This is a genomic window from Flexistipes sp., assembly GCF_036172515.1.
Classification (GTDB): Bacteria; Chrysiogenota; Deferribacteres; order Deferribacterales; family Flexistipitaceae; genus Flexistipes.
This window is the reverse complement of the sequence record NZ_JAXKVW010000003.1, coordinates 179,604-204,465: the sequence shown is the minus strand read 5'-3', so window position 1 is coordinate 204,465 and position 24,862 is coordinate 179,604. Positions and strand designations below refer to the sequence as shown.

Below are 24,862 nucleotides of genomic sequence, written 5' to 3'. Positions count from 1 at the left end.
CATCCTTCAAAACATTCTCAATTAAATTTATAGTATGCAGAACATGCTCCTTCAGACGAAACCATACAGGGCCCTACCGGATTTTCCGGATTACACTGCAAACTGAATAAAGGGCACAGATTTGGTTTTATATGCCCCTTCAGAACATCACCGCATCTGCACCCTTTCTTTTCACTAACCTGAGGTACTCTCACATTAAATTTCTCTAATGAGTTGAAAAGACTGAATTCTTCTTTTAAACCTAAACCGCTGTCTTCCAACTCTCCAAGGCCTCTCCATACAGCGGAACAGGGCTCAAATACAGTATCCATTATTTGAACGGCTTTCCGGTTTCCATTATCACTTACAACACGTGAATAATTATTATATACGCAATAATCTCCACTGTTTACCTGTCTGATAATCTGCAATATTGAGGAAAGGATGTCCAAAGGTTCAAAACCTGTAATTACAGCTGCCTTCCCCTTCTGTGCCAAAGGCTGATAAATGTTCTTGCCGGTTACCACTGAGACGTGTCCGGGGCATAAAAACCCGTTTATATCAAGTTTAGGATCATCCAGAAGATAACCCAAAACTTCGGGCATGGTTTTGCAGTAAGGAAGTATGGAGAAATTATTTAGTCCCATATTTTTTGCTTCAAGCACTGCCGAAGCGATTGCAGGTGCAGTTGTCTCAAAACCTATACCTACAAAAACGAATTCACGGTCAGGCTCTCTGGCTGCAGTTTTTACTGCATCCAGCGGGGAAAGCATCACACGGATATCTTTTCCTTCTGAGCGTAAATTAATAAGATTTTCACCACTTGAGCCGGGAACTTTCATTAAATCACCAAATGTCAGAAGTGACACATTATTATTTTTAACAATTTGAAAAATGGCATCTATTTCCCCCTGTGATGTTACGCAGACAGGACAGCCGGGGCCTGATATTAGCGACACATTTTCCGGCAGTACGCTCCTTATACCATATTTGAAGATGGATACAGTGTGAGTTCCGCAAACTTCCATGATTGTATATCCGGATTCTGAAGAAGATTCTTCTTCTATTTTTTTAATTAACCGTCGGGAGATCTCCGAATTGCGAAAATCAGTAATCAATTTCATCCGCTATCTCCATAATAGTTTCAAGAGTCTTTCTGGCTTCTTCAGGATCCATTTTGGAAATGGCAAATCCGACATGCACCATAACATAATCACCAATGCGGACTTCTTCAGGAAGCATCATCAAAGATACTTCTCTTTTTGTACCGCCTATATCCACAACAGCTGAAAACTCATCTTTCTCAATAATTTCCCCGGGAAGTCCCAGACACATATTTCACCCCGCTCTATAGTAACGCTTTCTGTTTATAATACAAATTAAAATACCTGAAAAAAACCCCCCAATATGAGCCCACCATGCTATTCCTCCTCCTGACGCAACAGCAGCCTGAGTGGAACCGCTTATGAACTGAATAAAAAACCATACCCCCAAAAAAATTATCGCCGGTATATCCACTATTGTAATGAAAAATATAAAAATTACCAGTGTCTTGACAGTGGCATGGGGATATCGGATAAAATAGTAGCCCATTACGCCCGCAACTGCTCCGCTTGCACCTATGGTGGGGATTCCGGAATTGGAAAACATAATAACCTGAGTTATTGCAGCTGCAAGTCCAAACATAATATACACGAACAAGTATTTTACATGCCCCAGGTCATCTTCTACATTGTCACCGAAAATAAACAAAAAATACATGTTACTTATCAAATGAAACCAGCCTCCGTGCAAAAACATCGAGGTGAAAAACGGATAAATTTTTTCAATGGCAGGCACAATTTCAAATGGAGCAAAAACTTTCAGAGGTATTAGACCATATTCAAAAATAAAATACCTCATTTCACTGCCCAGTGAAAGCTGATAGAAGAATATTGCAATGTTAAAAATTATAAGGAATGTGTTAATGTACGGTTTTCGCAAGGCTTTGATTGAATCGCTTATCGGGAACAATTGCCACCCTTCTTCTTTTTAAACAATTCTAATGACTTAAATGATATTTTACAATAAAAAAAGCGACCCCGCAGGGTCGCTTTTGAGTTATTTATGGCAGGTGTTACAACTGGTTCCCCTCGGAACTCTCTCTTCCTTATGGCATGGAAAACACAATTCCTGGTGGAATGAATTATTTATTCCAGAAAATTTTGTAAGATCTGCCTTAAGGGTTCCAGATTCTGGTTTATCGTGACATTCAGAGCACTCAAAATTCTGATAGTGCATCTTATGATCAAAGATAACAGGTTTCTTCGTTGTTTCAATGTTGTGCCTTTCGGCAAGATTAATTGTTTCAGGAGCAATCGCTACAAGCTCAGGCGGATTTGAAACCTTCTTCTCTTCTTTTTCAGCTTTTTCTTCCTCTTCTCCGCCGCCGATCATTTCGCCTTCTTCTTTACGCTCAATCAGACTTTTATAACCGCCTTTTGCACTTTCCTCGTCATAATTGTGGATTTTTTCGATAAGAGCTTCCGCTTTATCCATCATCATGGAAAAATAATCGGGGTTGTGCACTCCGGATGATCCGTCCATCTGCATTGCTCTGACCAATCTCTTAAGATCAAGGAAAAGATCTCTCTTTCCTTCCGGCATTTCAAGCCTTTCGTGGAAAAGCTCTTTATAATCTTCCTCAATTTTGCTCAGACGGCTTTCAAAAGTATCCTGGAACATAACCATCAAGTCACCATATGATGAATCGTGGCATTGCACGCAGGTTTCTGTTGTGGGTCTCGCATAAGGGTCTGTGTGACAGTCTGTACATGCAAGACTTTCCATATACCACTTGAGATTTTCAACACCCTGTTCTTTTGCAAACGTACCCGCCTGAATATCCACCTGAAGCTTATGGCATTCTGCACATTCCATATTTTCAGGAGCGGAAATGTTCGGATTCTCTTCCCTCTCATTATGATGGCATTCAAAACAAGTGGCCATTTTAGGCAGGTTGTGAAGCTCGCCCTTGTGGGCAACACCAAGGTGACAATCTACACAATTCAGGCCAACTTCTTCAATATGGAATTTGTGATTGGGTTTTACACCCACATCAACACCTTCATCCATAATATCAGGTCTTCCGAATGATTTTCTGAAACCGGGGTTATGTACCGAATCAATAAGACGAAAATCTATACCAACATTCATCAATCTGTTATTCCAATGCTTTTTATTCACACTGTCCGTATGACAGTGCATGCATGTTTCATTAGGAACCAATTCAGCGGCATATTCCTTATCAGTTGCCCCTTTCATGAGAATTTCCATTTTATGTTCCTGGGATTTGAAAAATTCACCATACAGATCTTTCAAACCACCCACCTTAGCTTCCATATATCCGATAATTCCCGGGTCACCGTGACAGTCCAAACACTCCACTTCAGCTGTGGCATGAAGACTCTTCTCCCAGGTATAATATTCTCCGAGCGGCCCCACTTTTTCCGCGGGATGGCAGTTTTGACAAAATTCAGGCTCCGAAGTATAGTGTAGAACCTCAACATTGGCAAAAGTAAATCCTACAATAATTACAATAATAATAGCTACAAATAAAACAGGATCTTTTCTGGTGAAATCTTTCAGTTTCTGCCACATAGTATCCTCCATAAAAAAAGGAAGGGGAGAAATCTCCCCTAAAGATTGTTATACTACAAAAAGAAGTATCAAACTGACAACAAGTGCATAAATTGCCAAAGACTCGATCATAGCAAGACCGATGATCATAGGAGTAATGATTTTACCTGATGCACCGGGATTTCTGGATATACCTTCAACAGCTTTAGCTGTGGCATTACCCTGACCTATACCGGTACCATGTGCAGCAATTCCAATACCAAGGCCTGCACCAAGATAAATTGCCCACTCAGCAGATGATGCACCACCATCAGCAGCAAAAGCGCTTGCTGAAAATGCTCCTATGATCAACGCCACGTTGATCAGAATACGTAATACTTTAGACATACTACTACCTCCTGCGGTTTATGTTGCTTAATGTGCTTCTTCAAGAGCACCACTAATATAAATCATTGTTAACATCATAAAAACATATGTCTGCAAAACGGCTACAAAGATGCCGAGAAAATATATGGGCAGAGGCACCAGAAATGGTACAAGCATAAAAAGAACCATAAGCAGCACTTCTTTACCAAAAATGTTTCCAAAAAGCCTCACAGAAAGGGATACAGGTCTTGAAATATGACCTATAACTTCAATTATTATCATTAGAGGGGAAAGCCACAAAATTGGCCCCATAAAATGCTTAATATACCCAGCGCCGTGTCTTTTAATGCCTATAAAATTATACGTAACAAACACTATTAACGCCGGGGCAAGTGTAGTGTTGAGATTTGCAGTGGGAGAACTGAAACCCGGGACTAAACCCAGTACATTCGAAAAAAGCACATATAATCCTATGGCAAAAACCAAAGGGAAATAAGGTTTTCCGTCTTTACCCATAATGTCCATACACATATCATAAACGCCGTTAACTGCCAGTTCTATAGCGTTTTGGCTTCTATCAGGCACCATTTTGTTTTTCCTTGAAACAATAAGTCCGATTGCCAGTGATATAAGAATTACTACAAAAGTCATCAGAACATGAAGATATTTGGCAGTAATTTCATGCGGTAAAAAGGAAAAAATATTAAGTGGGTGTTCCATCAGTATCCCTCCTGAGTTCTAATATTCCACCTACGGGTATAGATATTGCATTTATCAGTAAACCGGTAAGCAAGCCTATATAGCTCACTTCAAAATTCTTAAAAAAAGCAAAAAGCAGTATCCCTGTCAGCAAAAGTCTGAACTGAGAATTAAAAACCAAAGCCTTTGCATATCCACCGTTAAGTGTGCTCTTCAGTTTAAACGCAAGTCCTATAAAATTGCCAAACGAAACAGCCCAGCCTGCTGCAAGGCTTAACGCAAAAGTACCGCTGTAGAAAATCTTGAATACTGTATACAAAATCACAAAAAAAATCAATGAGATTATTACGATTTTTTTAATTCTCATCGTCTTTATCGTTTTTATCATATATATCCGTCTTCTTTAAGAAATAAAAAACATTTTTAAAACCTGCTATTATTCCCAAAATCATAAAAATAAGTGTCAGCCAGGGTTTGGTACCAAAATATTTATCGAGATACACACCCATAAGGGTTCCCACAACAATGGCAAGCACCATGGAAATACCTATGGTACTTGCGTTAAGCCATTGTCTGGAATTTTTATCAAACTTTCCTTTACTCATCAATATCCCTTTCTCAGCGTTATCTTGAAGCAAGCCCGTAAGCATTATCTATATCTATCGTAAAAGCAACACCTGTACCTGGCTCATCGAAATTGATAATTTTATCCAGCCCGCTCATAAAATCTTCCAGAAGCTCATTCTCCACTGTGGTAAAAACAACCTTATTGGATGCCTTACTGCCAACCATGAGCTCTTTAAAAGCAGCAAATATAGGAATATCATATGTAAGAATCTTGCCCATACCTACCGAATCCATTACTGTACCGCCCTTCACATCTTTTTCCACGAAGTATTCAATAACCTCCTCCAAAAGATCGGTTTTGTTCAGCACAATAAGGACTAGCTTCATCTTAATCTTCTATAAATCTTTAAGCGCATTGTAATGTGCTTTAATAGTGTACTCAATATCTTCATCAGAATGTTTATCGGATACAAAAGTAGCCTCAAATTGACTGGGAGCTATCGTAATCCCCTGTTTCAACATCCCGTGGAAAAACTTCGCAAACTTATCCGTATCGCTGGATGTAGCCTCTTTAAAACTGGTGACTTCACCTTCTTTGAAAAACAAACAACCCATAGACTCTATAGTATTGAAAGCATAATTCACATTGAGTTTTCTGCAATTATCACGCATTCCCTGCCAAAGTTTTTCCGATTTCTCAGCTAAGTTTTTATGAAATCCGGGAGCGCAGACTTTATCAAGAGTAGCCAGACCTGCAGCCATAGCCAATGGATTTCCGCTCAGCGTCCCGGCCTGAGTAACTGGTCCGGTGGGAGAAACCATCTCCATAATTTCCTTCTTGCCGCCATAGGCACCAACAGGAAGACCTCCTCCTATAATTTTACCCATCGTTGTAAGGTCAGCATCAACACCAAAATATTCACCTGCCCCGCCGGGAGCAAGTCTGAAGCCTGTTATTACTTCATCAAAAATAAGCAGGATACCTTCATTTTTACAAAATTCTTCCAAATCTTTCAAAAAACCGTCTTTTGGCAGTACAACACCCATATTGCCGGCCACTGGCTCCACAATAACTGCAGCAACTTCCCCTTTATTTTCTTTCACCAGCTTTTTAACTGAATCGAGATTATTATACTCAGCCACCAATGTATTTTTTGCATAATCATCCGGAACACCAGGGCTGCTGGGCTGACCGAAAGTCAGTGCCGCACTGCCGGCTTTAACAAGCAGACCGTCTGAATGACCGTGATAACATCCTTCAAATTTTATTATTTTATCCTTTTCGGTATATGCCCTTGCCACTCTGATTGCCGACATTACTGCTTCAGTGCCTGAGTTCACCATGCGGACCATATCCATAGACGGAACATTTTCCACAACTTTTTTTGCAAGTTTCAGCTCCAGCTCAGTGGGGGCACCAAAACTCGTACCATTTTTGGCAGCATTGACCACGGCATTAACCACATCCTCGTCTGCATGGCCTAAAATCAAAGGACCCCATGAGCAGATATAGTCAAGGTATTCTTTATCATTGATATCATACACTTTAGAACCATGAGCTCTTTTGATAAAAACCGGATCTCCACCAACAGAACCAAAAGCCCTTACCGGACTGTTTACACCGCCCGGTATATATTTTTTGGATTCTTCAAAAAGATTCATACTTCCCCCTTTTCTAATTTTTCCAGCTCATCATACTTATAAATTAATTCTTCTTCAAGAGAATCTATATTTTTATTCACCTCGGCCAGACGTTCCCATTCCGTTTCCAGTTCGTTTCTTTCCGAATAAAGCTCTTCCAGCTGATCTTCTATCTCCAGGATCATCTCTTTAGCCTGATCCACTTTAAAATTGTTAACCCGTTTCTTTTTAACACTAATATTTTTACTCTCTCGTTTTTTCTTATCATTAACAGACTGATACTGCAAAGAATACTTTTCAATAATATTATCAATACTGCCATAATCCTCAAAAATGCCTGTATCTTTAAATACTATATATTTATCTGCGATACCTTCCAGAAAGTATCTGTCATGGGAAACAAGCAAAACTGCACCGGAAAACCTCAACAGTGCTTCCTTCAGAGCTTTTACACCCTCAATGTCCAGATGGTTGGTAGGCTCATCAAGTATAAGAAAGTTGGCACCTTTTAAAACAAGTTTAATAAAACAAACCCTGGTTTTCTCACCACCGCTGAGTACTTCGATTTTTTTATTCATATCTTCACTTTCAAGCCCAAGTCTTGCAGCTGTACTCAGCACGTCATTCACATCAAGCTCAGTGCTCATATTCAGAAGCTCTTCCATGACAGTGTGATCCGAATTCAAATTTTCAAAATTCTGATCCAGATACCCAACCTGCACCCTGCTGCCCAGAGAAAAATCACCGGATAACCCTTTCATACGCCCCGCAATCACTTTCAGAAAAGTCGATTTTCCTGTGCCATTAGAACCTATAAGAGCAGTTTTTTCTCCTTTGTATAATTTAAAGGAAATGTTTTCTTTTATAATATCGCTTCCATAACCTATCCCAAGCTTAGTAACATCAAGGACCGTTGCATTTTCCTCTCTGTTTTTGCCTATATCAAAAGATGATGTATTGTTTTTTTCGGGTGTAAATAGACTCTTTTCCTGATTTTCTAAATCATCTAGCATTTTTTCTCTCATTGTTACCTGCTTGGATTTAATACCTGCCCTGTATTTCCTGATAAACTCTTCAAGCTCTTTTTTCCTGTCATCAATTAAACGTTTCTGCTTTCTTCCCTTTTCAATCTCTATATTCAAATGCTTTTCAAATTCTTCATAATTCAAGTTAAAACTCATCAGATTTTTATCAGCCAAATAGAGAACACCTGTTGCTGTATTTCTGATAAATCTTCTGTCATGACTCACAAAAATAACTGTTTTGTCCGTATTCTTAATAAAATTTTCCAGCCAGATAATCATACCGATATCAAGATGGTTCGTAGGCTCGTCCAACAGCAGAATATCGCCTCTGCCGGCTAATACTCTTGCAAGTTTCCCCCTTATCTTTTCCCCGCCGGATAATTCGCCGAAATCTCTCTCCCACTCAGATTCTGCAAAACCGAGACCTTTAAGTACTGTCCTTATTTTTGCTTTATATTCATATCCGCCTTCCTTTTCATACTTCAGCATTAATGAATCCAGCTCATCAGGTGTCAGATGCTTCTGCATCTCTGTTTCCATCTTTAATAAGTCTCTGTAATCTTCAGTCATAAACTCAAACAGTGTCCCTTTAAAACAGGTTTCCTGGCTGATCGAAGCGATTTTTGATGACTTGGCCAGAATAATATCACCGGAATCTGCCGGAATGTCCCCGGAAATAATCTTCAAAAGGGTGGATTTGCCACTGCCGTTTTGTCCGATAAGTGCAACCTTCTCACCTTTGTTAACAGAAAACGAAACATCACGGAAAACAGGATCGGCAGCGTAGCTTTTATTAATATACTTAACATTTAGTACATTCACACATCATCCCCGATAATATATCTGTTCAAGGACGGTCTTTTTGCTGACATATTCCAAAGCTGAAATTCTGACATAGGCTTCTTTCAATGATGAAGCCTGGGCAAATACACCATGTTCCTTCACAACCACAAGACAGCTTTTTTCGGCGGCAGACGCCACATTCTCAGCCAGCTGCATACTGCCGCTTCTGCCTTCAACAACCGGTATGTTCTCCAGGAAAGGCAACACTTCGGAAAGCTGAAATGAAAGTTGTGATTCATGCTTTGAAAGAATAACTGTATATAAGCTGTGGGTGTGTATTACGCTTTTAAAAGATGTTCTTTCATATATCTTACGATGAACACACAATTCAGATGAAGCACTTTTTTCAGCAGGAAATTCCTTTTTAATATTAAGCTGCAAAATATCATTTTGTCCCAGATCGTCAAGCATAGCTCCTGATGCAGTAATATACAGCAGATCACCCTGCAAAAAAGAAATATTACCGAAGAATGAGGTTGTCATCCCCTCTTCTACACATTTTTTGCCATAAAAAACAAACTGATCTTCTATTCTCATAACAAACCTCTATAATTTAACAATCTTATCAGCATGAACAGTTTGCCTGACCCTGTTTGTGGTATAAAGAATGCTTTTACCATTTCCGGCGTAAACTTTCATTTTATCAGCGATAAAATTAATACTCCTGCGGTCAAGAGATGTAAAAGGCTCGTCGATAAAAACCAGTGTATGCGAAACAAACAGCGACATGAGAAACATCAGTCTTTTTTGCCCCTCACTTAAAAGCATAGGAGAAACTGTACTTTTACCTGTCAGCCCCAGATTTTGCAAAACCTCATCAGCCAATCCTCTGTCTGAAGTTAAGCTTATGATTTCTTTCTCAACTGTTGAATGATATATAAGGTGTTCCGGAAACTGCAGACAGGCACCTATTTCATTATTATCAACAAACTTTCTAATTTCCCCTCTGTCAGGTTGTATGAGCCCCAATAATGTTTTTAGCAACACTGTTTTTCCGGAACCATTGCATCCGTAAACACATGTAATACTGCCTTTTAAAAGCTCAAAAGAAATATCATGAAATATTGTTTTCCCATCCGCAGACAAGCTCAGCTGATCAGCATAAAAATACATCTATCTCTCACAGATTAATTATCACTTCAGCTACATCATCCAGAATATTTTCATGTGTAGCAATAACAAATCCCTTTTTACCGGATTTCTCCACTATTGTTTCATAGACATTCATCATTTCATTATCATCAAGCATCTCAAAGGGCTCATCTATTATAACAATATCCTTATTGCTTTCAACTGCAATCAAAACGGATAGTTTTTTAAGCTGACCGCCTGATAATTCATCAATATCCATATTATTGTAGCTGTCAAACTTATCAGAGTTCAATCCTGCTATTTTAATCTCATCCTGGACGTTTCCCATTACAAAATTAAATTCGGGGTTGGCATGAACAAAATATTTAGTACTTTCTACATCTTTATATTTAAGCGAGACCATGCCGGAATCGGGTTCAAAGATATCTGCAATTAATTTCAAAAGTGTGGTTTTGCCTGTGCCCACCATTCCTTTGATAAGACAGACTCCACTAAAAGCGCCGGTGAAATTGATATCCTTCAAAATTATTTCATTGTTTCTTGAAAAATTCAGATTTTTTGCTTCTAAAAAAAAAGGGGGGCTTTTAACCCCCCTTTTCATATCTGATTTATTCATATATGCTTATTCACTTTTTTCTGCAGTTTCCTCATTTTCCGAAGATTGCCCGGGTGTACTGATATCCTCTACAAATTCTATTATTGCAGAATTAGCGTTATCACCTTCCCTGTATCCAGTTTTCAGTATCCTGGTGTATCCACCCGGTCTGTTTTTGAATTTAGGTGATATTTCATCGAAAATCCTGTGAACCGCTTTTTTATCGGGGAGTCGTCTTAAAGCGAGTCTCCTGGCGGAAACATCACCTTTTTTGCCAAGTGTGATCAAGGGCTCAACAAACTGTCTGAGAGTCTTCGCTCTGTCTACAGTTGTTTCTATTCTTCCATGTTCCACTAAAGATTTAGCCATGTTTCTCAACATAGCATATCTATGTGGTGTTGATTTACCTAACTTTTTTCCGGATATTCTGTGACGCATTTATTCCTCTCCCTCAGATTCATTTTTCTCAGTATAACCGATACTCTCCAAATCCATTCCTAAGCTCAGTCCCAGCTCACTCAAAACTTTTTTAATCTCTTCCAGTGACTTTCTTCCAAAGTTTTTTGTTTTCAGCATTTCTGCATCAGTTTTGGAACAGAGCTCAGCCAAAGTCTTAATTTCAGCATTTTTAAGGCAGTTATATGCCCTCACTGACAGCTCAAGCTCTTCGATGCTTTTATCCAAAAGTTCAAGGATTTGCTCATTCTTCTCATCAACTTCATCTTCCTCTTCTTCATACTCCGGCTCTTCAAAATTGATAAAAAGTTCCATATGATCTTTTATAATTTTAGCAGCAAATGCAATGGCATCTTCAGGGTTGATGGAACCGTCGGTTTCAAGCTCAAGGATGAGTTTATCATAATCTGTACTGTGGCCAACCCTTGCATTGTCAACTGTGTAGTTAACCTTTCTTATTGGTGCAAAGACAGCATCAACAGGAATGATATCCACTTCATCAAATTTCTCCTTCATATCCTCAGCAGGGACATATCCGACGCCTCTTTCAACAAACAACTCCATATTGAGCGTTACATTGGGATCGGTGATGGTTGCAATGTGCTGACTTCCGTCCAGAACTTCAACATTTGGATCACCAATAATGTCGGCAGCTGTAACGTTGCCTTCACCTTTTTTCTCAATTCTTACTTTTCGCTGCTCATGGGTATGAAGCTTAAGATCAAGAGATTTGACATTAAGAATAATATCAACAACATCTTCAAGAACTCCGGGTATAGTTGCATATTCGTGGTTTACACCATCAATTCTAATGCCGACAACAGCACTCCCTTCTATCGAAGAGAGCAAAACCCTTCTTAAAGCGTTGCCCACAGTAATACCGAAGCCTTTTTCATACGGTTCTATAGAATATTTCCCGTAATTCTTTGTAACTTTTTCCTGCTCAATTTTTTTCGGCTTTATAAGGCTTCTAAAATTCATTACTATCATTAAATAATCCTCCAATACTAACTAACCTATAGTTACTTAGAGTAAAGCTCGACAATCAGGTGTTCGTGAATGTCATAAGCTATATCATCTCTAGCGGGCAATCTGTTAACAGTGGATTTATATCCCGATTTGTCGACTGCAACCCATTCCGGAATTCCTCTGCCTTCCGCCGTTTCAAGCGATTCATTTATACGTGGAATTTTGCGGCTTTTCTCTTTCAGTTCAACAACATCCCCGGGTCTAACCTGAAATGAAGGGATATTTATTTTTTTGCCGTTTACAACAAAATGATTATGATTGACAAACTGCCTTGCTTCGTTCCTGCTGCTTGCAAAACCTGACCTGAAGACAACATTATCCAGCCTTCTCTCAAGTATCTGCAGCAGATTCTCACCGGTAATGCCTTCCCTTTGCACCGCTTTTGCAAAATACACTCTGAACTGTGCCTCTAAAACACCATATATCCTTTTAACCTTCTGTTTTTCCCTTAGCTGCATTCCATAATCACTGATTTTTTTACGCATCTGACCGTGCTGACCGGGTGGATACCCTTTTTTCTCAAAACCGCACTTGTCTTTAAAGCACCTTTCACCTTTCAAATACAGCTTTTGTCCTTCTCTCCTGCATAATTTACATACCGCTTCTGTATATCTAGCCAAAGCTAACCTCCAACATTATACTCTTCTTTTCTTTCTCGGTCTGCAGCCGTTATGTGGCACAGGAGTAGTGTCCCTGATAACTGTTATCTTAATACCTGCAGACTGAATTGCCCTGATTGCATTTTCCCGGCCCGCTCCTGGACCTTTCACATTAATTTCCACCTCTCTCATTCCGTTATCAAGAGCCTTTTTGGCAGCAGATTCAGCTGTCAGCTGAGCTGCATAAGGGGTGGATTTTCTCGAATTCTTAAACCCTTCTCCGCCGCTGGCTGACCAGCAGACCGTATTGCCGTTAATATCGGAAAAAGTAACAATTGTATTGTTAAATGTCGACTGAATGTGCGCTACACCCTTGGGGATATTTCTTTTTTCTCTTCTTTTTCTTGGCTTAGCCATGATTCCTCCACTCTATGCTAAACTTATTTTCTTTTTATACTGCCTCTTCCGGCCATGCCCCTTCTTGTGCGGGCATTACTGCGTGTTTTCTGCCCTCTGCAGGGCATATTGTTTTTATGTCTGTATCCTCTGTAACAGTTAATCTCCATGAGGCGTTTAATGTTCATAGCCTTTTCTTTACGCAGATCACCTTCCACCATCAGATGAGAGTCGATAAATTTCCTGATTGCGGAAATTTCCTGCTCACTGAGTTCACTAACTCGTTTTGTGCGGTCTACCCCGGATTCTTCAACAATTCTCAAAGCGGTACTCGGACCGATTCCGTAGATATAGGTAAGCCCCACTTCCACTTTTTTATTATTAGGTATGTCAACACCAGCTATACGTGCCACTAATTGCCTCCTTAACCTTGTCTTTGCTTGTGACGGGGGTTTTCACAAATAACTCTTACAATTCCCCTGCGCTTAATTACTTTACACTTTTTACATATCGGTTTTACACTAGCTTTCACTTTCATTACTGACTCCTTGCTTATTTGTGCCTGTAAGTAATTCTTCCTCTTGACAGGTCATACGGGGAAATCTCTACGGTAACCTTATCACCCGGTAGAATCCTGATAAAATGCATACGCATCTTGCCTGATAAATGAGCCAAAACTTCGTGTTCGTTTTCCAGCTCTACTCTGAACATTGCATTGGGCAACGCTTCAAGTACTGTGCCTTCAAACTCGATAGTATCCTTTTTCCCCATACCAATTCCTTAGTTTGTTAATATTTCCGGCCCGTTATGGGTAATTGCCACAGTATTTTCATAATGTGCAGCAAGCCCCCGGTCTTTTGTCACGACTGTCCAGCCGTCATCCAGAGTTTCAACCTCATAACTGCCTTCAACAACCATAGGTTCTATTGCTAAAACCATGCCAGCCCTAAGCCTTGTGCCGCGGTTAGGTTTCCCGTAATTAGGTATAGCAGGGTCTTCATGCAACTCCCTGCCGATTCCGTGTCCGTAATAATCCCTTATTACATTAAATCCATTTTCTTCGACATAAGTCTGAATAGCATTAGAGATATCAAGCAGTCTCCCGCCGACTTCAGCCTTTTCAATTCCTTTAAAAAAACTTCCTTTTGTTACGTCTATCAGTTTTGACGCTTTGTCACTTATTTCACCGACAGGGTATGTCCTGGCGGCATCTCCGTGAAAACCGTCTTTATATGCTCCAACATCCACACTTATTATATCGCCGTTTTTGAGAACATTCTCTCCTGGTATTCCGTGAACAACCACTTCGTTTATCGATACACAAGCTGAACCGCTGAACCCCCGGTAATTTTTAAACGAAGGCGTAGCTGAGCGGGAAATTATAGTATCATAAACATATTTGTCAATAGTTTTTGTGGTAACACCGGGTTTTATAATATCGTATAAACCGTTAAGAACCTCTTTTACAATTGCCCCGGCTTTTCTCATATATTCCAGTTCACTGGAAGATTTCAATATAACCATATGTCAGCTTAAAATATCTTTAATATTTTTATATACCTCATCGGGAGTTTTTTCACCGTCCACAGTTGTCAGTATACTCTGTTTTCCATAGTAATCCTTTAACTGCACTGTCTGCTCGTGATAAACGTTCAGTCGTTTTTTTATTGTTTCCTCTTTATCGTCATCCCTTTGAATAAGCTGAGTGTTGCATTCATCACAAATTTCTTGCTTTTGCGGGGGATCAAAAGAAATATGGTAACCTCTGCCGCACTGCGGACAGGTTCTTCTGCCGGTCAGCCTTTCTATAATTTTTCCGTCATCCACTTCCAGAGAAATCACATGTGTCAGAGATATATTCAGATCTTCTTTAAGCATTTTATCCAGAGCTTCAGCCTGAGGTATGGTTCTGGGAAAACCGTCAAGTATGAAACCGTTCTGGCAATCATTTTCTTTCAAACGATCTTTTACAATGCCTATAATCACATCATCCGGCACCAGTTTGCCTTCATCCATATACTGCTTGGCAAGTTTTCCGAGTTCACTTCCATCTTTTACAGCTTTTCTGAGGATATCACCTGTTGAAACTTGCACAATTCCAAAATCCTTAATAATCTGTTCAGACTGAGTACCCTTACCCGCCCCCGGAGGGCCCAAAAAAACCATATTAATCATGCAAAACCACCTCTTTTAACTTTTCCTCTCTTTAAAAATCCGTCATAATTATGTGTTATCAGATGCGATTCAATACGCTGAATAAGATCAAGCCCCACACCTATTACAATAAGAAGACTTGTGCCGCCGAAATAGAACGGAACGTTAAACCAGGATATGATAAACTGGGGCAAAATCGCCAAAACAGAAAGATACAGTGCTCCAATAAATGTCAGTCTGGAAAGGACATAATCGATAAAATCTGACGTTGCTTTGCCGGGTCTTTTGCCTGGTATGACTCCACCGCTTTTCTGTATATTGTCAGCTACATCATCCGGATTAAAAATGATAGATGTATAAAAATAAGTGAAAAACACAATCATTACTACATACAAAATATAGTAAACTGGCGATGAGGGGGAAAACCACACACCGATCTGAGAAAAAATTGAATTTTGTGAAAAGGTAGAAAGAGTACTGGGGAATGACATAATGGACGCGGCAAAAATTATCGGGATAACATTTGCCGGGTTCAGCTTCAGGGGCAGATAAGAATTAGAAACATTCCCGCCTCTGGTTCCGGCTCCGGCCTTCCGGACATACTGAATAGGCAGTCGTCTGCTGGAAATCTCCACATATACAATAGCTGCCGTAACACCAAGTATAATCGCAAGTACAACAATCAGTGTGATAATCTGAAGTTCCCCGGTCTGCATCATTCTAAAGGTGTTTGCCACTGCAGCAGGAAACCTTGCAACAATACCAGCAAATATTATAAGGGAAATACCATTGCCGATACCTTTTTCCGTTATCCTCTCACCCAGCCACATAAGAAAGACAGTACCTGTTGTCAGGGTCAGAGCTGTCACGAGTCTGAATCCCCACCCCGGAAACATAACAACTGCCGTGCCCGTTGGAGAATTCATGGCTTCCAGCCCTATAGCTATACCAAGCCCCTGCACAGCACTTATGCCAACTGTACCATACCTTGTGTATTTCGTTATTTTCTCCTGGCCTTCTGAGCCCTGTTTCTTCAGTTCAGCCAAGTGCGGAACAACAACTGTTAATAACTGTATAATAATTGAGGCGGAAATATAAGGCATAATACCAAGTCCGAAAACGGTTAAACGACTGAGAGCACCTCCGGTAAACATGTCAACCATACCAAGAATGTTACCGGACTGCTGGGCAAAAAACTGCTGCAGCGCATCAGAATTTATACCTGGCGTGGGTACATGTGTACCGATTCTATAAACTATTAACAAGGCAAGTGTAAACAATATCCGTCTTCTTAATTCGGGTACCGAAAATATGTTCTCAATCTTTTTAAACATTAATAACCTCAATAAATATTATATTTCCGCGTTCCTGTGATTCTTTTGATTTGTATATCCCGTCAGCTGAGCTCGCTTCCGGCTTTTTTAATCTTCTCTTCCGCAGAACCGGATACTTTATCAACATCAAACGTTAATTTTTTGGAAAAATCACCTTCACCGAGTACTTTTATCAAATCTTTTTTACCCTTTATAAGTCTTTTTTCAACAAGTGTTTCTCTGTTTACAGTTTCCCCGTCTGCGTACTTTCTCTCTATATCCGCTAAATTCACAATTTCGACAGTTTTGGCAAATTTCGAGTTATCGAAACCTCTTTTAGGCAGTCTTCTGGTAAGCGGCATTTGACCGCCTTCAAAGCCTGGCCTCACGCCTCCTCCGGATCTTGCCTTTTGACCCTTATGACCTCTGCCGGAAGTGGTACCAAGACCACTGGAGCCGCCTCTGCCGCGCCTTTTTCTGTTTTTATTGGCATTATCTGCCGGTTTTAAGTCGTGCAAATTCATTTAGACACCTCTTAGATAATTTCCTGTACAGTTTTTCCTCTTGCTGCGGCAACTTCTTCCAGAGTTCTTATACTTAAAAGCCCGTTTAATCCTGCATAAAGAAGATTCAAAGGATTTCTGCTCCGTGTGGATTTAGCAAGTATGTTCTGAACCCCTGCAAGTTCAAAGAGCGACCTCGTAACGCTCCCAGCAATGATACCCGTACCGGGGGCAGCAGGCTTCATAACAATTTCGGCCGCACTGTATTTTCCAATCGTTTCGTGAGGAATAGTCCCCTTTACCACAGGAACCTCCACGAGATTCTTTTTGGCATCATCGGAAGCCTTTTTTATGGCATCAGGTACTTCACGGGCTTTTCCCTGGCCTATACCTACTCTCCCATTGTAGTCGCCTACCACAACAATAGCAGTAAATCTGAAAATTCTACCGCCTTTTACAACCTTTGTAACCCTTCCTATGTTTACAACTTTATCCACTAACTGGTTATCATTTGTGCTCAATGTATCCTCCTTGTTTAAAATTCGAGGCCGGCCTCTCTTGCAGAATCTGCAAAGGCCTTGATATTGCCGTGATAAATATATCCGCTTCTGTCAAAAACAACCTCTTTGCAGCCCTTTTCCATAGCTCTTTCGGCAATCCTCTTGCCGACATCTGTTGCAGACTGCTTATTTGCATTACCTCTATGGTCTTTCTCTATACTTGATGCTGATGCCAATGTCACACCGTTTTCATCATTTATCAATTGTGCGTAAAAATATTTATTGCTTTTAAACACACACAGTCTGGGTTTATCAGCTGTACCTGATATTTTTTTTCTTATTCTGAAATGTTTTTTTCTTCTGACTTCACTTCTGCTTAACTTAGCCACTTCTCACCCCACTATTTTCCAGATTTGCCGGCTTTTCTTATGATACGCTCATCCTCGTACCTAACACCTTTGCCTTTATAAGGTTCAGGCTTTCTAAGCTTTCTTATATCAGCCGCAACCTGGCCGACCTGTTGCTTGCTTACACCTTTAACAATGAGTTTCTGATTGCCCTCAACGGCAAATTCAATGCCTTCAGGGGGTTCCACAACAATAGGATGTGAATAACCCAGGGAAAAATCCAAGTTTTTTCCCTTTAGAGCAACCCTGTATCCTACACCTTCTATGAGAAGTGTGCGCTGGAATCCTTCGGATACACCTATAATCATATTGTTAATAAGTGTCCGGGACAAGCCGTAAAGGGATCTACTCTTCTTACTTTCATCATTAATGGAAACCGAAATATTGCTGTCATCAAGATTTACATCAACCAAAGGGTGAATTCGTTCAGAAAGCTTGCCCTTAGGTCCTTCAACAGCTACGACATTATCTTTTACACTAACTTTGACACCGTTTGGTATCTCTATTGGTTTTTTTCCGATCCTTGACATAATTTATACCCCATTTACCAGATTTGACACAGATATTCACCGCCGATTTTTTCATTAATACAATTCTTGACGGTCTTTAATCCATGGGAAGTAGATACGATTCCTGTGCCCAGTCCACCAAGTACAGGGCTGAGATTTTTTGATTTTACGTATTGTCGTCTGCCCGGTTTACTAACTTTTTTAAGGCCTTTAATAACCGGATCACCCAATTCGGAATACTTCAGAAGGACATTAATCGTGCTCTTATTGTTTTCTGTCTCTACACGATAGTTCTTAATATACCCTTCGTTTTTCATTATTTCCAGAATTGATTCTTTTAATTTGGAATATGGCAAACTAACCTGCTGATGATTCACCATATTTGCGTTTCTGATACGTGCCAGCATATCCGATACTGGATCAGTCATTACCATAATTCATCTCCTTTTTTCGAGGTAATCGATATCCAAGCTGCTTACCAGCTTGCTTTTTTCACACCAGGTATCATCCCCTCATTTGCCAGCTGCCTGAAACAAATCCTGCACATATCAAACCTTCTTATGTAAGATCTTGCTCTGCCGCAAATGGGGCACCTGCTATATTCTCTTACCTTAAATTTTTTCTTTCTCATTGCTGAGTAATATTTCGATGTTTTTGCCACAATTTCCTCCTAACTTTCTGCAAATGGCATTCCAAGTGCCCTTAGAAGCTCTCTTGCTTCCTCGTCTGTTTGTGCTGTTGTAGTTATAATAACATCAAAACCTCTAATTTTATCAATTTTATCATAATCAATTTCCGGAAAAACAATTTGCTCTTTAAGTCCGAGAGCATAATTTCCCCTTCCATCAAAAGATTTAGGGTTTACACCGGAGAAATCCCTCACTCTGGCCAAAGCAACATTGATAAGGCGGTTTAAAAATTCATAAGCCCTTTCACCTCTTAGTGTGACTTTACACCCTATAGGCATACCTTCTCTCAGCTTAAATCCGGCAATTGATTTTTTGGCTTTGGTAACAACCGGTTTTTGACCGGCAATCATTGTCATATCACTAACAGCATTTTCCAGAATTTTAGGATTACCAATAGCCTCTCCAACACCCATATTAAGAACAACTTTTTCTATCTTAGGTATCTGCATCACATTCTTATACCCAAACTTGCTTTGCAGGTGTGGAATCACTTCATTTCTGTATTTTTCCTTCAAAACAGACATCCTATACCTCTCTATTAATCTTTATCGACAATTTCGCCGCATGACTTGCAAAATCGCTGTTTCTGTCCGGAGCCGAGGACTTTTATACCTAGCCGCACGCCGGAGTCACATTTTTTGCAGTAATACATTGCATTTGAAATGTCTATCGGCATCTCTTTTTCATGAATTCCGCCGTCCGGATCCATAGGATTCGGTTTTGTGTGCCTCTTTACTACATTGACATCCTCTAAAAATAACTTAGCGTTTTTTTTGTCAACTTTAAGTATTTTAGACTTTTTGCCCCTGTCTTTTCCTACTTTAACAATAACAGGATCATTTTTTTTCAGTTTATATTTTACCAATGCCATTATTACCTCCTAAAGTACCTCAGGAGCCATGGAGACTATTTTTACAAATCCCTTAGCTCTCAAATCCCTTGCAACAGGGCCGAAAACACGTGTACCAAGTGGCTCGTTATTTTTGTTAATCAAAACGGCAGCATTATCATCAAATTTGATATAGGTTCCGTCTGTACGCCTGTTCTCTTTTCTTGTCCTAACTATTACTGCCTTGACAACAGAGCCTTTTTTAACATTACTGTCAGGTATGGCATCTTTTACACTCGCAACTATAACATCACCAATTCTGCCGTATTTCTTTTTTGAGCCACCAAGCACTTTAATACACTGTATTTCTCTCGCACCAGAGTTATCTGCCACTTTTAGATTAGATTGTATCTGAATCATATTTATACCCCTAAACTATTTAACTATTATCTGCAGCCCCAATCGGACGTTCTATCAACTTTACAAATCTCCAGCGTTTGGTTTTGCTGATAGGTCTTGTTTCCATAATTTCCACTATATCGCCCACTTGACACTCATTGTTCGGATCATGAGCTTTAAACTCTTTGCTTCTTTTAATATACTTTTGATATCTGCTGTGAAGCTTTAGCCCTTCAACTTTGACAACGATCGTTTTGTCCATTTTATTACTGGTAACAACGCCCTTTCTTGTTTTTCTTACACCTCTTTCCTGCATCTTATACCTCTGCTTTTTTCTCTTTTAAGATTGTTTTCAATCTGGCGATATCTCTGCGCGTCAACTTAATTTTCGACGTATCTTCCAGCTCTCCGGTTGCCAGTTTAAATTTGAGTCTGAACAAATCTTCACGAAGCTCTTTTTCCTTATTTTCTATTTCATTAGCTGTCATTTCTCTTATCTCTGAAGGCTTCATTCTTCGCCTCCTTCAACCTGTGATTTTCTGACAAACTTACACTTTACAGGGAGTTTGTGGGAAGCAAGTCTCAAAGCTTCCTGCGCTTTCTCTTCTGAAACTCCGCGTACTTCGTACAATATTGTACCTTCTTTTATGGGAGCTACATAGAATTCCACAGCGCCTTTACCTTTACCCATTCTTGTTTCAGCAGGTCTCTGAGTAATTGGCTTATGGGGAAAAACACGTATAAATACCTTTCCTCCTCTACGTAAAGACCTGTTGATAGCAATCCTGGCAGCTTCTATCTGCCTGCTGGTAATCTTCCCTTTCTGGGTGGCCTGCAAACCGTACTCACCAAATTCTATGGAATTGCCTTTTGTGGCCTTTCCTTTGATCCTGCCTTTAAACTGTTTTCGGTATTTTAACTTTTTTGGCATTAACATGATTAATCTACCTCTGCACTACTATTATTCTTAGCTTCAATTATTTCACCTTTAAAAAGCCAGACCTTAACACCGATTATCCCATATGTGGTCAAGGCTTCGGAATAACCGTATTCAATATCTGCTCTCAGAGTTTGAAGAGGAACTCTGCCTCTTATGTACCATTCGGTTCTAGCCATATCGGATCCGGCAAGTCGCCCGGATGACATTACTTTTATCCCCTGAGCTCCGGCTTTCATAGCCTGCAGTACGGCCTTTTTCATTGCCCTACGGAAGGCAACCCTTCTGATCAACTGGAAACCTATGTTGTCAGCGATTAACTGTGCATCGGTTTCAGGTTTTTTAATTTCCCTGATACCAACCTGTACATCAGCAGCAGTGAACTTATTGAGCTCCTTTTTCAGTTTCTCTATCTCAGCCCCTTTCTTGCCTATAACAATCCCGGGTCTGCTTGTATTGAGAGTTATTTTAAGTTTAGAGCCCATCCTTTCTATATCAACTGAAGACACCCCGGCCTGTTTCAGCCTTTTTTTAAGAAAATCTCTGATTTTAAGATCTTCCATAAGATTTTTTCTGTATTCTCTTTTACCTGCATACCAAACGGACTTCCAGTTTTTATTAACTCCAATCCGAATTCCCACAGGATGTACTTTTTGCCCCACTATTTCACCTCCACTATTCCGACAAAACAACTGTTATGTGACTGGTCCTTTTGCGTATCATAGTCGCACGGCCGTAGGCTCTCGGCATATATCTTTTCAGAATAGGACCGCCGTCAACTCTGATTTCCTTTATCTTCAATCCGGAAACATCTCTCACGCCATGATTTTCTTCAGCGTTTGAAACCGCAGATTTGATAACCTTCGTAATATCTTTCGCCGCTTTCTTAGGAGTAAAATTAAGAATATCTATCGCGGCTTCTGCGCTTTTGCCTCTTACTAAGTCAGCTACGAGACGAGCTTTTCTGGGAGATACTCTTACATACCTTCCTTTAGCTTGAACATCCATGATCATCCCACCTATCTCTTAACTTTTTTATCGTCTTTTTTATGGCCGCGAAACGTACGCGTCAAAGCAAACTCACCGAGCTTGTGACCGACCATATTTTCAGTTACATAAACAGGGATAAATTTGTTACCATTATGTACTGCAAATGTCAAACCCACCATTTCAGGCAGAATCGTACTTCTTCTTGACCAGGTTTTAATAACCTTCTTATCCCCTTTCTCTTTTGCTGTATTTACCTTATCCAGCAAATGATCATCTATAAACGGTCCTTTTTTGAGGGATCTCGGCACGTTATCCTCCTTTATCTACGCCTTGAAATAATATATTTATTTGTCGGCTTGTTACTCTTTCTAGTTTTATAACCCTTAGTTGGTTTACCCCATGGCGTAACAGGGTGTCTGCCGCCGCTTGTTCTGCCTTCACCACCACCGTGAGGATGGTCGATCGGGTTCATGGCAACGCCGCGTACACTTGGGCGTATTCCAAACCATCTGTTCTTTCCGGCTTTACCAACAGACAGATTTTCATGTTCAGGATTGCTAACCTGGCCGACTGTTGCCCTGCATTCGGCATTTACCAGTCTGATTTCACCGGACGGCAGTCTCACGTGGCAATACCCTTTCTCCTTTGAAAGAAGCTGGGAATATGTACCGGCAGACCTTGCCAGCTGGCCGCCTTTACCAGGCCTGAGTTCCACATTGTGCAACACTGTCCCAACGGGGATTTCTTTCAGCAGCAGTGAGTTGCCGGGCTTTATATCGGCATCTTTACCACTTAAAACATGATCTCCCACTTTCAGCCCGATAGGAGCAAGAATATATCTTTTTTCTCCATCAGCATACACAACCAGTGCAATCCTTGCACTTCTGTTAGGATCATATTCTATTGTTTTAACGACACCGGGGACATCAATCTTATTCCTCTTAAAGTCAATTACTCTGTAAAGCCTCTTGTTTCCACCGCCTTTATGCCTGACGGTAATCCTTCCGTAACTGTTTCTTCCACCTTTTTTAGCCAGAGGTTTAACCAATGACTTTTCAGGCTTCTCAGCAGTTACATTGGAATAATCATCATTCGTTCTGAACCTGACACCAGGTGACGTTGGTTTATATTTTTTAACACCCATAACATTCCTCTCTTAAACAAACTCAAGCTTTTGATCTTCTTCTAACATAACCACCGCTTTTTTCCAGTCGTCTCTTCTTCCCAGAGTTAGGCCGAAACGCTTCTTTTTGCCCTTAAAATTCATGGTCTTTACATCTTTAACCTTAACTTCAAAAAGCTCTTCCACAGCTTGTTTTATTTGTACTTTGTTAGCCTGCGGATGAACCGAAAATACGACTTGGTTCTGATCTTCCTTAAGGCTCACGGCCTTTTCCGTAATCAAAGGCTTTTTAATTACATCATAAACGGATATCATTTTTCCAGTACCTCCATAACATTTTGAAGGCATTCCTGAGACATCAAAATATTTTCAGCATGTACTGTGTCGTACACATTTAATCCTTGCACATTCAACAACTTTACATAAGGGATATTTCTAAATGCTTTTATCATCTTTTCATCGTACTCTGTAAAGAGGACAAGCACGTTTCTTTCGGCTTGCGATTTTGCCAAAATCTCAGCAGCTTCTTTAGTTTTGCCGTTTTCAGTAGCAAGTTTATCAAAAACCTTCACGCTACCATCTTTAAGCTTTGAACTAAAGGCAGATTTTAAAGCCGATCTAACTTTCTTTTTGGGCATCTTATATGCATAACTGCGGGGCTGAGGACCAAACATTGTGGCACCGCCGACCCAAAGAGGGGACCTGGATGAGCCTGCTCTTGCCCTGCCTGTACCTTTTTGCCTCCAGGGTTTCTTACCGCCTCCGGATATATTAGCCCTGTTTTTTGTGGCGTGTGTTCCGGCTCTTCTGCCTGCGAGCTGCATTTTAACAACCTCATGAACAAGCCAGGGTTTTTCCGGATAATCCATCAACTGTTCGGATATATCCAATTCATCCACTTTGTCTGCATTCGTATTTATAACATCCAATTTGCTCATAACGACCTCTAATTACTTTTTTGTTTCTTAGTAGATTCCCTTAAAAATACAGTGGAATTTTTATGCCCGGGAACAGCTCCGGCTACTAACAACAGATTTTTCTCCGGCATAACTCTAACTACTTTGATTCCCTGAACGGAAACTTTTTTACCGCCCATTCTTCCCGGCATTTTTCTTCCTTTTGGTGTTTCAGCCGGCATTTCACACATACCGATCGAACCGGGTTCACGGTGAAAATTCGAACCGTGCGAAGCAGGGCCGCCGCCAAAGTTATACCTTTTCATGACACCCTGGAATCCTTTACCGATAGATTTTCCCTGCACATCGACTACGTCACCTTCTACAAAGGCTTCCACTGTAACTTCCTGACCTATCTCAAACTCGTCAGGATTTTCAACCTTCACCTCTTTGAGTACCTTAAAAGGCTCAAGATTGTTTTTCTTAAAATGTCCCAACATAGGCTTGGTTACATTTTTAACTTTTTTAATCTTTTGATACCCCATTTGTAAAGCATTGTAGCCGTCGCTGGCTACGTTTTTCTTCTGTACCACTGTGCAAGGGCCTGCCTCAATAACTGTAACAGGAATTACTTTACCTTCAGGAGTAAAAATCTGACTCATCCCTATTTTTTTTCCTAATATTGCCTTAAACATTGACCTGCCCTAC

The 24,862-nt window shown here is 40.2% G+C and carries 43 protein-coding genes; all 43 read right to left on the bottom strand.

The window, feature by feature from the left end:
- Positions 1-17 precede the first annotated feature (17 nt).
- The 43 genes from hypD to rplC all read right to left on the bottom strand — a co-directional run bounded on the left by hypD (position 18) and on the right by rplC (position 24,849).
- Positions 18-1,103 (bottom strand): hydrogenase formation protein HypD, encoded by a 1,086-nt coding sequence (gene hypD / locus UMU13_RS04060; protein ID WP_328217300.1) that lies wholly within the window; start codon positions 1,101-1,103, stop codon positions 18-20.
- Positions 1,087-1,314 (bottom strand): HypC/HybG/HupF family hydrogenase formation chaperone, encoded by a 228-nt coding sequence (locus UMU13_RS04055; protein ID WP_328217299.1) that lies wholly within the window; start codon positions 1,312-1,314, stop codon positions 1,087-1,089. The genes hypD and UMU13_RS04055 overlap by 17 nt, the downstream gene beginning before the upstream one ends.
- Positions 1,315-1,317: 3 nt before the next feature.
- Positions 1,318-1,962 (bottom strand): rhomboid family intramembrane serine protease, encoded by a 645-nt coding sequence (locus UMU13_RS04050; RefSeq protein WP_328217298.1) that lies wholly within the window; start codon positions 1,960-1,962, stop codon positions 1,318-1,320.
- 117 nt (positions 1,963-2,079) lie between these two features.
- A complete protein-coding gene (locus tag UMU13_RS04045; protein ID WP_328217296.1) occupies positions 2,080-3,618 on the bottom strand; it encodes a NapC/NirT family cytochrome c in 1,539 nt (512 codons plus the stop codon).
- Between the two features lie 48 nt (positions 3,619-3,666).
- Positions 3,667-3,984 carry an ATP synthase F0 subunit C gene (atpE, locus tag UMU13_RS04040; RefSeq protein ID WP_013885698.1) on the bottom strand — a complete coding sequence of 106 codons (318 nt, stop codon included), beginning with the start codon at positions 3,982-3,984 and terminating at the stop codon, positions 3,667-3,669.
- 27 nt (positions 3,985-4,011) lie between these two features.
- Positions 4,012-4,683 carry a F0F1 ATP synthase subunit A gene (gene atpB / locus UMU13_RS04035; protein WP_328217295.1) on the bottom strand — a complete coding sequence of 224 codons (672 nt, stop codon included), beginning with the start codon at positions 4,681-4,683 and terminating at the stop codon, positions 4,012-4,014.
- The gene (locus UMU13_RS04030) at positions 4,667-5,050 is read right to left on the bottom strand and encodes an ATP synthase subunit I (RefSeq protein ID WP_328217294.1); all 384 of its coding nucleotides are present in this window, start codon (positions 5,048-5,050) and stop codon (positions 4,667-4,669) included. The genes atpB and UMU13_RS04030 overlap by 17 nt, the downstream gene beginning before the upstream one ends.
- Positions 5,019-5,267, bottom strand: a complete 249-nt coding sequence (locus UMU13_RS04025; RefSeq protein ID WP_328217293.1) for an AtpZ/AtpI family protein — start codon at positions 5,265-5,267, stop codon at positions 5,019-5,021. The genes UMU13_RS04030 and UMU13_RS04025 overlap by 32 nt, the downstream gene beginning before the upstream one ends.
- Before the next feature lie 19 nt (positions 5,268-5,286).
- On the bottom strand, positions 5,287-5,616 hold the full coding sequence (locus UMU13_RS04020) for a hypothetical protein (RefSeq protein WP_328217292.1): 330 nt from the start codon (positions 5,614-5,616) through the stop codon (positions 5,287-5,289).
- A gap of 9 nt (positions 5,617-5,625) precedes the next feature.
- On the bottom strand, positions 5,626-6,891 hold the full coding sequence (gene hemL / locus UMU13_RS04015) for a glutamate-1-semialdehyde 2,1-aminomutase (protein ID WP_328217291.1): 1,266 nt from the start codon (positions 6,889-6,891) through the stop codon (positions 5,626-5,628).
- Positions 6,888-8,717 (bottom strand): ribosomal protection-like ABC-F family protein, encoded by a 1,830-nt coding sequence (abc-f, locus tag UMU13_RS04010; RefSeq protein ID WP_328217290.1) that lies wholly within the window; start codon positions 8,715-8,717, stop codon positions 6,888-6,890. The genes hemL and abc-f overlap by 4 nt, the downstream gene beginning before the upstream one ends.
- A 3-nt stretch (positions 8,718-8,720) precedes the next feature.
- The gene (locus tag UMU13_RS04005) at positions 8,721-9,275 is read right to left on the bottom strand and encodes a class II aldolase/adducin family protein (protein ID WP_328217288.1); all 555 of its coding nucleotides are present in this window, start codon (positions 9,273-9,275) and stop codon (positions 8,721-8,723) included.
- 9 nt (positions 9,276-9,284) lie between these two features.
- Positions 9,285-9,851: an ABC transporter ATP-binding protein gene (locus tag UMU13_RS04000; protein ID WP_328217287.1), complete on the bottom strand. Its 567-nt coding sequence runs from the start codon at positions 9,849-9,851 to the stop codon at positions 9,285-9,287.
- 7 nt (positions 9,852-9,858) lie between these two features.
- A complete protein-coding gene (locus tag UMU13_RS03995; protein WP_328217286.1) occupies positions 9,859-10,446 on the bottom strand; it encodes an ATP-binding cassette domain-containing protein in 588 nt (195 codons plus the stop codon).
- A gap of 6 nt (positions 10,447-10,452) precedes the next feature.
- Positions 10,453-10,863 (bottom strand): 50S ribosomal protein L17, encoded by a 411-nt coding sequence (gene rplQ, locus UMU13_RS03990; RefSeq protein ID WP_328217285.1) that lies wholly within the window; start codon positions 10,861-10,863, stop codon positions 10,453-10,455.
- Positions 10,864-11,868 carry a DNA-directed RNA polymerase subunit alpha gene (locus UMU13_RS03985; RefSeq protein WP_169310299.1) on the bottom strand — a complete coding sequence of 335 codons (1,005 nt, stop codon included), beginning with the start codon at positions 11,866-11,868 and terminating at the stop codon, positions 10,864-10,866.
- A gap of 35 nt (positions 11,869-11,903) precedes the next feature.
- The gene (gene rpsD / locus UMU13_RS03980) at positions 11,904-12,530 is read right to left on the bottom strand and encodes a 30S ribosomal protein S4 (RefSeq protein WP_328217284.1); all 627 of its coding nucleotides are present in this window, start codon (positions 12,528-12,530) and stop codon (positions 11,904-11,906) included.
- A 15-nt stretch (positions 12,531-12,545) separates the two neighbouring features.
- A complete protein-coding gene (rpsK, locus tag UMU13_RS03975; protein ID WP_303702189.1) occupies positions 12,546-12,926 on the bottom strand; it encodes a 30S ribosomal protein S11 in 381 nt (126 codons plus the stop codon).
- A 23-nt stretch (positions 12,927-12,949) separates the two neighbouring features.
- Positions 12,950-13,318 (bottom strand): 30S ribosomal protein S13, encoded by a 369-nt coding sequence (gene rpsM / locus UMU13_RS03970; RefSeq protein WP_303701216.1) that lies wholly within the window; start codon positions 13,316-13,318, stop codon positions 12,950-12,952.
- Between the two features lie 11 nt (positions 13,319-13,329).
- Positions 13,330-13,443 carry a 50S ribosomal protein L36 gene (gene rpmJ / locus UMU13_RS03965; RefSeq protein ID WP_013885683.1) on the bottom strand — a complete coding sequence of 38 codons (114 nt, stop codon included), beginning with the start codon at positions 13,441-13,443 and terminating at the stop codon, positions 13,330-13,332.
- Between the two features lie 14 nt (positions 13,444-13,457).
- Positions 13,458-13,676 carry a translation initiation factor IF-1 gene (gene infA / locus UMU13_RS03960; RefSeq protein ID WP_013885682.1) on the bottom strand — a complete coding sequence of 73 codons (219 nt, stop codon included), beginning with the start codon at positions 13,674-13,676 and terminating at the stop codon, positions 13,458-13,460.
- Between the two features lie 9 nt (positions 13,677-13,685).
- On the bottom strand, positions 13,686-14,429 hold the full coding sequence (gene map, locus UMU13_RS03955) for a type I methionyl aminopeptidase (RefSeq protein WP_328217282.1): 744 nt from the start codon (positions 14,427-14,429) through the stop codon (positions 13,686-13,688).
- A gap of 3 nt (positions 14,430-14,432) precedes the next feature.
- Positions 14,433-15,080: an adenylate kinase gene (locus tag UMU13_RS03950; protein WP_328217281.1), complete on the bottom strand. Its 648-nt coding sequence runs from the start codon at positions 15,078-15,080 to the stop codon at positions 14,433-14,435.
- A complete protein-coding gene (gene secY, locus UMU13_RS03945) occupies positions 15,077-16,393 on the bottom strand; it encodes a preprotein translocase subunit SecY (RefSeq protein WP_328217280.1) in 1,317 nt (438 codons plus the stop codon). The genes UMU13_RS03950 and secY overlap by 4 nt, the downstream gene beginning before the upstream one ends.
- A gap of 62 nt (positions 16,394-16,455) precedes the next feature.
- The gene (gene rplO / locus UMU13_RS03940) at positions 16,456-16,896 is read right to left on the bottom strand and encodes a 50S ribosomal protein L15 (RefSeq protein ID WP_328217279.1); all 441 of its coding nucleotides are present in this window, start codon (positions 16,894-16,896) and stop codon (positions 16,456-16,458) included.
- A gap of 11 nt (positions 16,897-16,907) precedes the next feature.
- Positions 16,908-17,396 (bottom strand): 30S ribosomal protein S5, encoded by a 489-nt coding sequence (gene rpsE, locus UMU13_RS03935; protein ID WP_303701211.1) that lies wholly within the window; start codon positions 17,394-17,396, stop codon positions 16,908-16,910.
- Positions 17,397-17,410: 14 nt separating this feature from the next.
- On the bottom strand, positions 17,411-17,764 hold the full coding sequence (gene rplR, locus UMU13_RS03930; protein ID WP_328217274.1) for a 50S ribosomal protein L18: 354 nt from the start codon (positions 17,762-17,764) through the stop codon (positions 17,411-17,413).
- Positions 17,765-17,775: 11 nt separating this feature from the next.
- Positions 17,776-18,312 carry a 50S ribosomal protein L6 gene (gene rplF / locus UMU13_RS03925; RefSeq protein ID WP_328217273.1) on the bottom strand — a complete coding sequence of 179 codons (537 nt, stop codon included), beginning with the start codon at positions 18,310-18,312 and terminating at the stop codon, positions 17,776-17,778.
- A 14-nt stretch (positions 18,313-18,326) separates the two neighbouring features.
- Positions 18,327-18,725, bottom strand: a complete 399-nt coding sequence (gene rpsH / locus UMU13_RS03920) for a 30S ribosomal protein S8 (RefSeq protein ID WP_442902130.1) — start codon at positions 18,723-18,725, stop codon at positions 18,327-18,329.
- A 41-nt stretch (positions 18,726-18,766) separates the two neighbouring features.
- Positions 18,767-18,952 carry a type Z 30S ribosomal protein S14 gene (locus UMU13_RS03915; RefSeq protein ID WP_328217271.1) on the bottom strand — a complete coding sequence of 62 codons (186 nt, stop codon included), beginning with the start codon at positions 18,950-18,952 and terminating at the stop codon, positions 18,767-18,769.
- A gap of 9 nt (positions 18,953-18,961) precedes the next feature.
- A complete protein-coding gene (gene rplE, locus UMU13_RS03910; RefSeq protein ID WP_328217270.1) occupies positions 18,962-19,504 on the bottom strand; it encodes a 50S ribosomal protein L5 in 543 nt (180 codons plus the stop codon).
- A 14-nt stretch (positions 19,505-19,518) separates the two neighbouring features.
- Positions 19,519-19,851, bottom strand: a complete 333-nt coding sequence (gene rplX / locus UMU13_RS03905) for a 50S ribosomal protein L24 (RefSeq protein WP_328217268.1) — start codon at positions 19,849-19,851, stop codon at positions 19,519-19,521.
- Positions 19,852-19,860: 9 nt separating this feature from the next.
- On the bottom strand, positions 19,861-20,229 hold the full coding sequence (rplN, locus tag UMU13_RS03900; RefSeq protein ID WP_328217266.1) for a 50S ribosomal protein L14: 369 nt from the start codon (positions 20,227-20,229) through the stop codon (positions 19,861-19,863).
- Between the two features lie 19 nt (positions 20,230-20,248).
- Positions 20,249-20,524 carry a 30S ribosomal protein S17 gene (rpsQ, locus tag UMU13_RS03895; RefSeq protein ID WP_328217264.1) on the bottom strand — a complete coding sequence of 92 codons (276 nt, stop codon included), beginning with the start codon at positions 20,522-20,524 and terminating at the stop codon, positions 20,249-20,251.
- Between the two features lies 1 nt (position 20,525).
- Positions 20,526-20,720 (bottom strand): 50S ribosomal protein L29, encoded by a 195-nt coding sequence (gene rpmC / locus UMU13_RS03890; RefSeq protein ID WP_013885668.1) that lies wholly within the window; start codon positions 20,718-20,720, stop codon positions 20,526-20,528.
- A complete protein-coding gene (gene rplP, locus UMU13_RS03885) occupies positions 20,717-21,145 on the bottom strand; it encodes a 50S ribosomal protein L16 (protein WP_328217262.1) in 429 nt (142 codons plus the stop codon). The genes rpmC and rplP overlap by 4 nt, the downstream gene beginning before the upstream one ends.
- Positions 21,146-21,147: 2 nt before the next feature.
- On the bottom strand, positions 21,148-21,807 hold the full coding sequence (rpsC, locus tag UMU13_RS03880; protein WP_273266731.1) for a 30S ribosomal protein S3: 660 nt from the start codon (positions 21,805-21,807) through the stop codon (positions 21,148-21,150).
- 13 nt (positions 21,808-21,820) lie between these two features.
- Positions 21,821-22,153 carry a 50S ribosomal protein L22 gene (gene rplV, locus UMU13_RS03875; protein ID WP_328217260.1) on the bottom strand — a complete coding sequence of 111 codons (333 nt, stop codon included), beginning with the start codon at positions 22,151-22,153 and terminating at the stop codon, positions 21,821-21,823.
- An 11-nt stretch (positions 22,154-22,164) separates the two neighbouring features.
- Positions 22,165-22,443, bottom strand: a complete 279-nt coding sequence (gene rpsS, locus UMU13_RS03870; RefSeq protein ID WP_328217259.1) for a 30S ribosomal protein S19 — start codon at positions 22,441-22,443, stop codon at positions 22,165-22,167.
- 11 nt (positions 22,444-22,454) lie between these two features.
- Complete coding sequence (gene rplB, locus UMU13_RS03865; protein ID WP_328217257.1) at positions 22,455-23,279, bottom strand: 50S ribosomal protein L2; 825 nt, start codon at positions 23,277-23,279, stop codon at positions 22,455-22,457.
- Between the two features lie 12 nt (positions 23,280-23,291).
- Positions 23,292-23,573, bottom strand: coding sequence for a 50S ribosomal protein L23 (locus UMU13_RS03860; protein WP_013885662.1), 282 nt, complete (start codon positions 23,571-23,573; stop codon positions 23,292-23,294).
- The gene (rplD, locus tag UMU13_RS03855) at positions 23,570-24,196 is read right to left on the bottom strand and encodes a 50S ribosomal protein L4 (protein WP_328217256.1); all 627 of its coding nucleotides are present in this window, start codon (positions 24,194-24,196) and stop codon (positions 23,570-23,572) included. Before rplD ends, UMU13_RS03860 begins: the two co-directional genes overlap by 4 nt.
- Before the next feature lie 8 nt (positions 24,197-24,204).
- Positions 24,205-24,849 carry a 50S ribosomal protein L3 gene (rplC, locus tag UMU13_RS03850; RefSeq protein ID WP_328217255.1) on the bottom strand — a complete coding sequence of 215 codons (645 nt, stop codon included), beginning with the start codon at positions 24,847-24,849 and terminating at the stop codon, positions 24,205-24,207.
- Positions 24,850-24,862: the final 13 nt, after the last annotated feature.

What these genes read in the sequence shown, in the direction of transcription:
- hypD (WP_328217300.1), bottom strand. Translation starts at nt 1,103, where the DNA reads ATGAAATTGATTACTGATTTTCGCAATTCGGAGATCTCCCGACGGTTA.
- UMU13_RS04055 (WP_328217299.1), bottom strand. Translation starts at nt 1,314, where the DNA reads ATGTGTCTGGGACTTCCCGGGGAAATTATTGAGAAAGATGAGTTTTCA.
- UMU13_RS04045 (WP_328217296.1), bottom strand. Translation starts at nt 3,618, where the DNA reads ATGTGGCAGAAACTGAAAGATTTCACCAGAAAAGATCCTGTTTTATTT.
- atpE (WP_013885698.1), bottom strand. Translation starts at nt 3,984, where the DNA reads ATGTCTAAAGTATTACGTATTCTGATCAACGTGGCGTTGATCATAGGA.
- atpB (WP_328217295.1), bottom strand. Translation starts at nt 4,683, where the DNA reads ATGGAACACCCACTTAATATTTTTTCCTTTTTACCGCATGAAATTACT.
- UMU13_RS04030 (WP_328217294.1), bottom strand. Translation starts at nt 5,050, where the DNA reads ATGATAAAAACGATAAAGACGATGAGAATTAAAAAAATCGTAATAATC.
- UMU13_RS04025 (WP_328217293.1), bottom strand. Translation starts at nt 5,267, where the DNA reads ATGAGTAAAGGAAAGTTTGATAAAAATTCCAGACAATGGCTTAACGCA.
- UMU13_RS04020 (WP_328217292.1), bottom strand. Translation starts at nt 5,616, where the DNA reads ATGAAGCTAGTCCTTATTGTGCTGAACAAAACCGATCTTTTGGAGGAG.
- hemL (WP_328217291.1), bottom strand. Translation starts at nt 6,891, where the DNA reads ATGAATCTTTTTGAAGAATCCAAAAAATATATACCGGGCGGTGTAAAC.
- UMU13_RS04005 (WP_328217288.1), bottom strand. Translation starts at nt 9,275, where the DNA reads ATGAGAATAGAAGATCAGTTTGTTTTTTATGGCAAAAAATGTGTAGAA.
- UMU13_RS04000 (WP_328217287.1), bottom strand. Translation starts at nt 9,851, where the DNA reads ATGTATTTTTATGCTGATCAGCTGAGCTTGTCTGCGGATGGGAAAACA.
- UMU13_RS03995 (WP_328217286.1), bottom strand. Translation starts at nt 10,446, where the DNA reads ATGAATAAATCAGATATGAAAAGGGGGGTTAAAAGCCCCCCTTTTTTT.
- rplQ (WP_328217285.1), bottom strand. Translation starts at nt 10,863, where the DNA reads ATGCGTCACAGAATATCCGGAAAAAAGTTAGGTAAATCAACACCACAT.
- rpsK (WP_303702189.1), bottom strand. Translation starts at nt 12,926, where the DNA reads ATGGCTAAGCCAAGAAAAAGAAGAGAAAAAAGAAATATCCCCAAGGGT.
- rpmJ (WP_013885683.1), bottom strand. Translation starts at nt 13,443, where the DNA reads ATGAAAGTGAAAGCTAGTGTAAAACCGATATGTAAAAAGTGTAAAGTA.
- infA (WP_013885682.1), bottom strand. Translation starts at nt 13,676, where the DNA reads ATGGGGAAAAAGGATACTATCGAGTTTGAAGGCACAGTACTTGAAGCG.
- map (WP_328217282.1), bottom strand. Translation starts at nt 14,429, where the DNA reads ATGGTTATATTGAAATCTTCCAGTGAACTGGAATATATGAGAAAAGCC.
- UMU13_RS03950 (WP_328217281.1), bottom strand. Translation starts at nt 15,080, where the DNA reads ATGATTAATATGGTTTTTTTGGGCCCTCCGGGGGCGGGTAAGGGTACT.
- secY (WP_328217280.1), bottom strand. Translation starts at nt 16,393, where the DNA reads ATGTTTAAAAAGATTGAGAACATATTTTCGGTACCCGAATTAAGAAGA.
- rplO (WP_328217279.1), bottom strand. Translation starts at nt 16,896, where the DNA reads ATGAATTTGCACGACTTAAAACCGGCAGATAATGCCAATAAAAACAGA.
- rplF (WP_328217273.1), bottom strand. Translation starts at nt 18,312, where the DNA reads ATGTCAAGGATCGGAAAAAAACCAATAGAGATACCAAACGGTGTCAAA.
- rpsH (WP_442902130.1), bottom strand. Translation starts at nt 18,725, where the DNA reads ATGGTAATGACTGATCCAGTATCGGATATGCTGGCACGTATCAGAAAC.
- rplE (WP_328217270.1), bottom strand. Translation starts at nt 19,504, where the DNA reads ATGTCTGTTTTGAAGGAAAAATACAGAAATGAAGTGATTCCACACCTG.
- rplX (WP_328217268.1), bottom strand. Translation starts at nt 19,851, where the DNA reads ATGGCATTGGTAAAATATAAACTGAAAAAAAATGATCCTGTTATTGTT.
- rplN (WP_328217266.1), bottom strand. Translation starts at nt 20,229, where the DNA reads ATGATTCAGATACAATCTAATCTAAAAGTGGCAGATAACTCTGGTGCG.
- rpsQ (WP_328217264.1), bottom strand. Translation starts at nt 20,524, where the DNA reads ATGCAGGAAAGAGGTGTAAGAAAAACAAGAAAGGGCGTTGTTACCAGT.
- rpmC (WP_013885668.1), bottom strand. Translation starts at nt 20,720, where the DNA reads ATGAAGCCTTCAGAGATAAGAGAAATGACAGCTAATGAAATAGAAAAT.
- rplP (WP_328217262.1), bottom strand. Translation starts at nt 21,145, where the DNA reads ATGTTAATGCCAAAAAAGTTAAAATACCGAAAACAGTTTAAAGGCAGG.
- rplV (WP_328217260.1), bottom strand. Translation starts at nt 22,153, where the DNA reads ATGGATGTTCAAGCTAAAGGAAGGTATGTAAGAGTATCTCCCAGAAAA.
- rplB (WP_328217257.1), bottom strand. Translation starts at nt 23,279, where the DNA reads ATGGGTGTTAAAAAATATAAACCAACGTCACCTGGTGTCAGGTTCAGA.
- UMU13_RS03860 (WP_013885662.1), bottom strand. Translation starts at nt 23,573, where the DNA reads ATGATATCCGTTTATGATGTAATTAAAAAGCCTTTGATTACGGAAAAG.
- rplD (WP_328217256.1), bottom strand. Translation starts at nt 24,196, where the DNA reads ATGAGCAAATTGGATGTTATAAATACGAATGCAGACAAAGTGGATGAA.
- rplC (WP_328217255.1), bottom strand. Translation starts at nt 24,849, where the DNA reads ATGTTTAAGGCAATATTAGGAAAAAAAATAGGGATGAGTCAGATTTTT.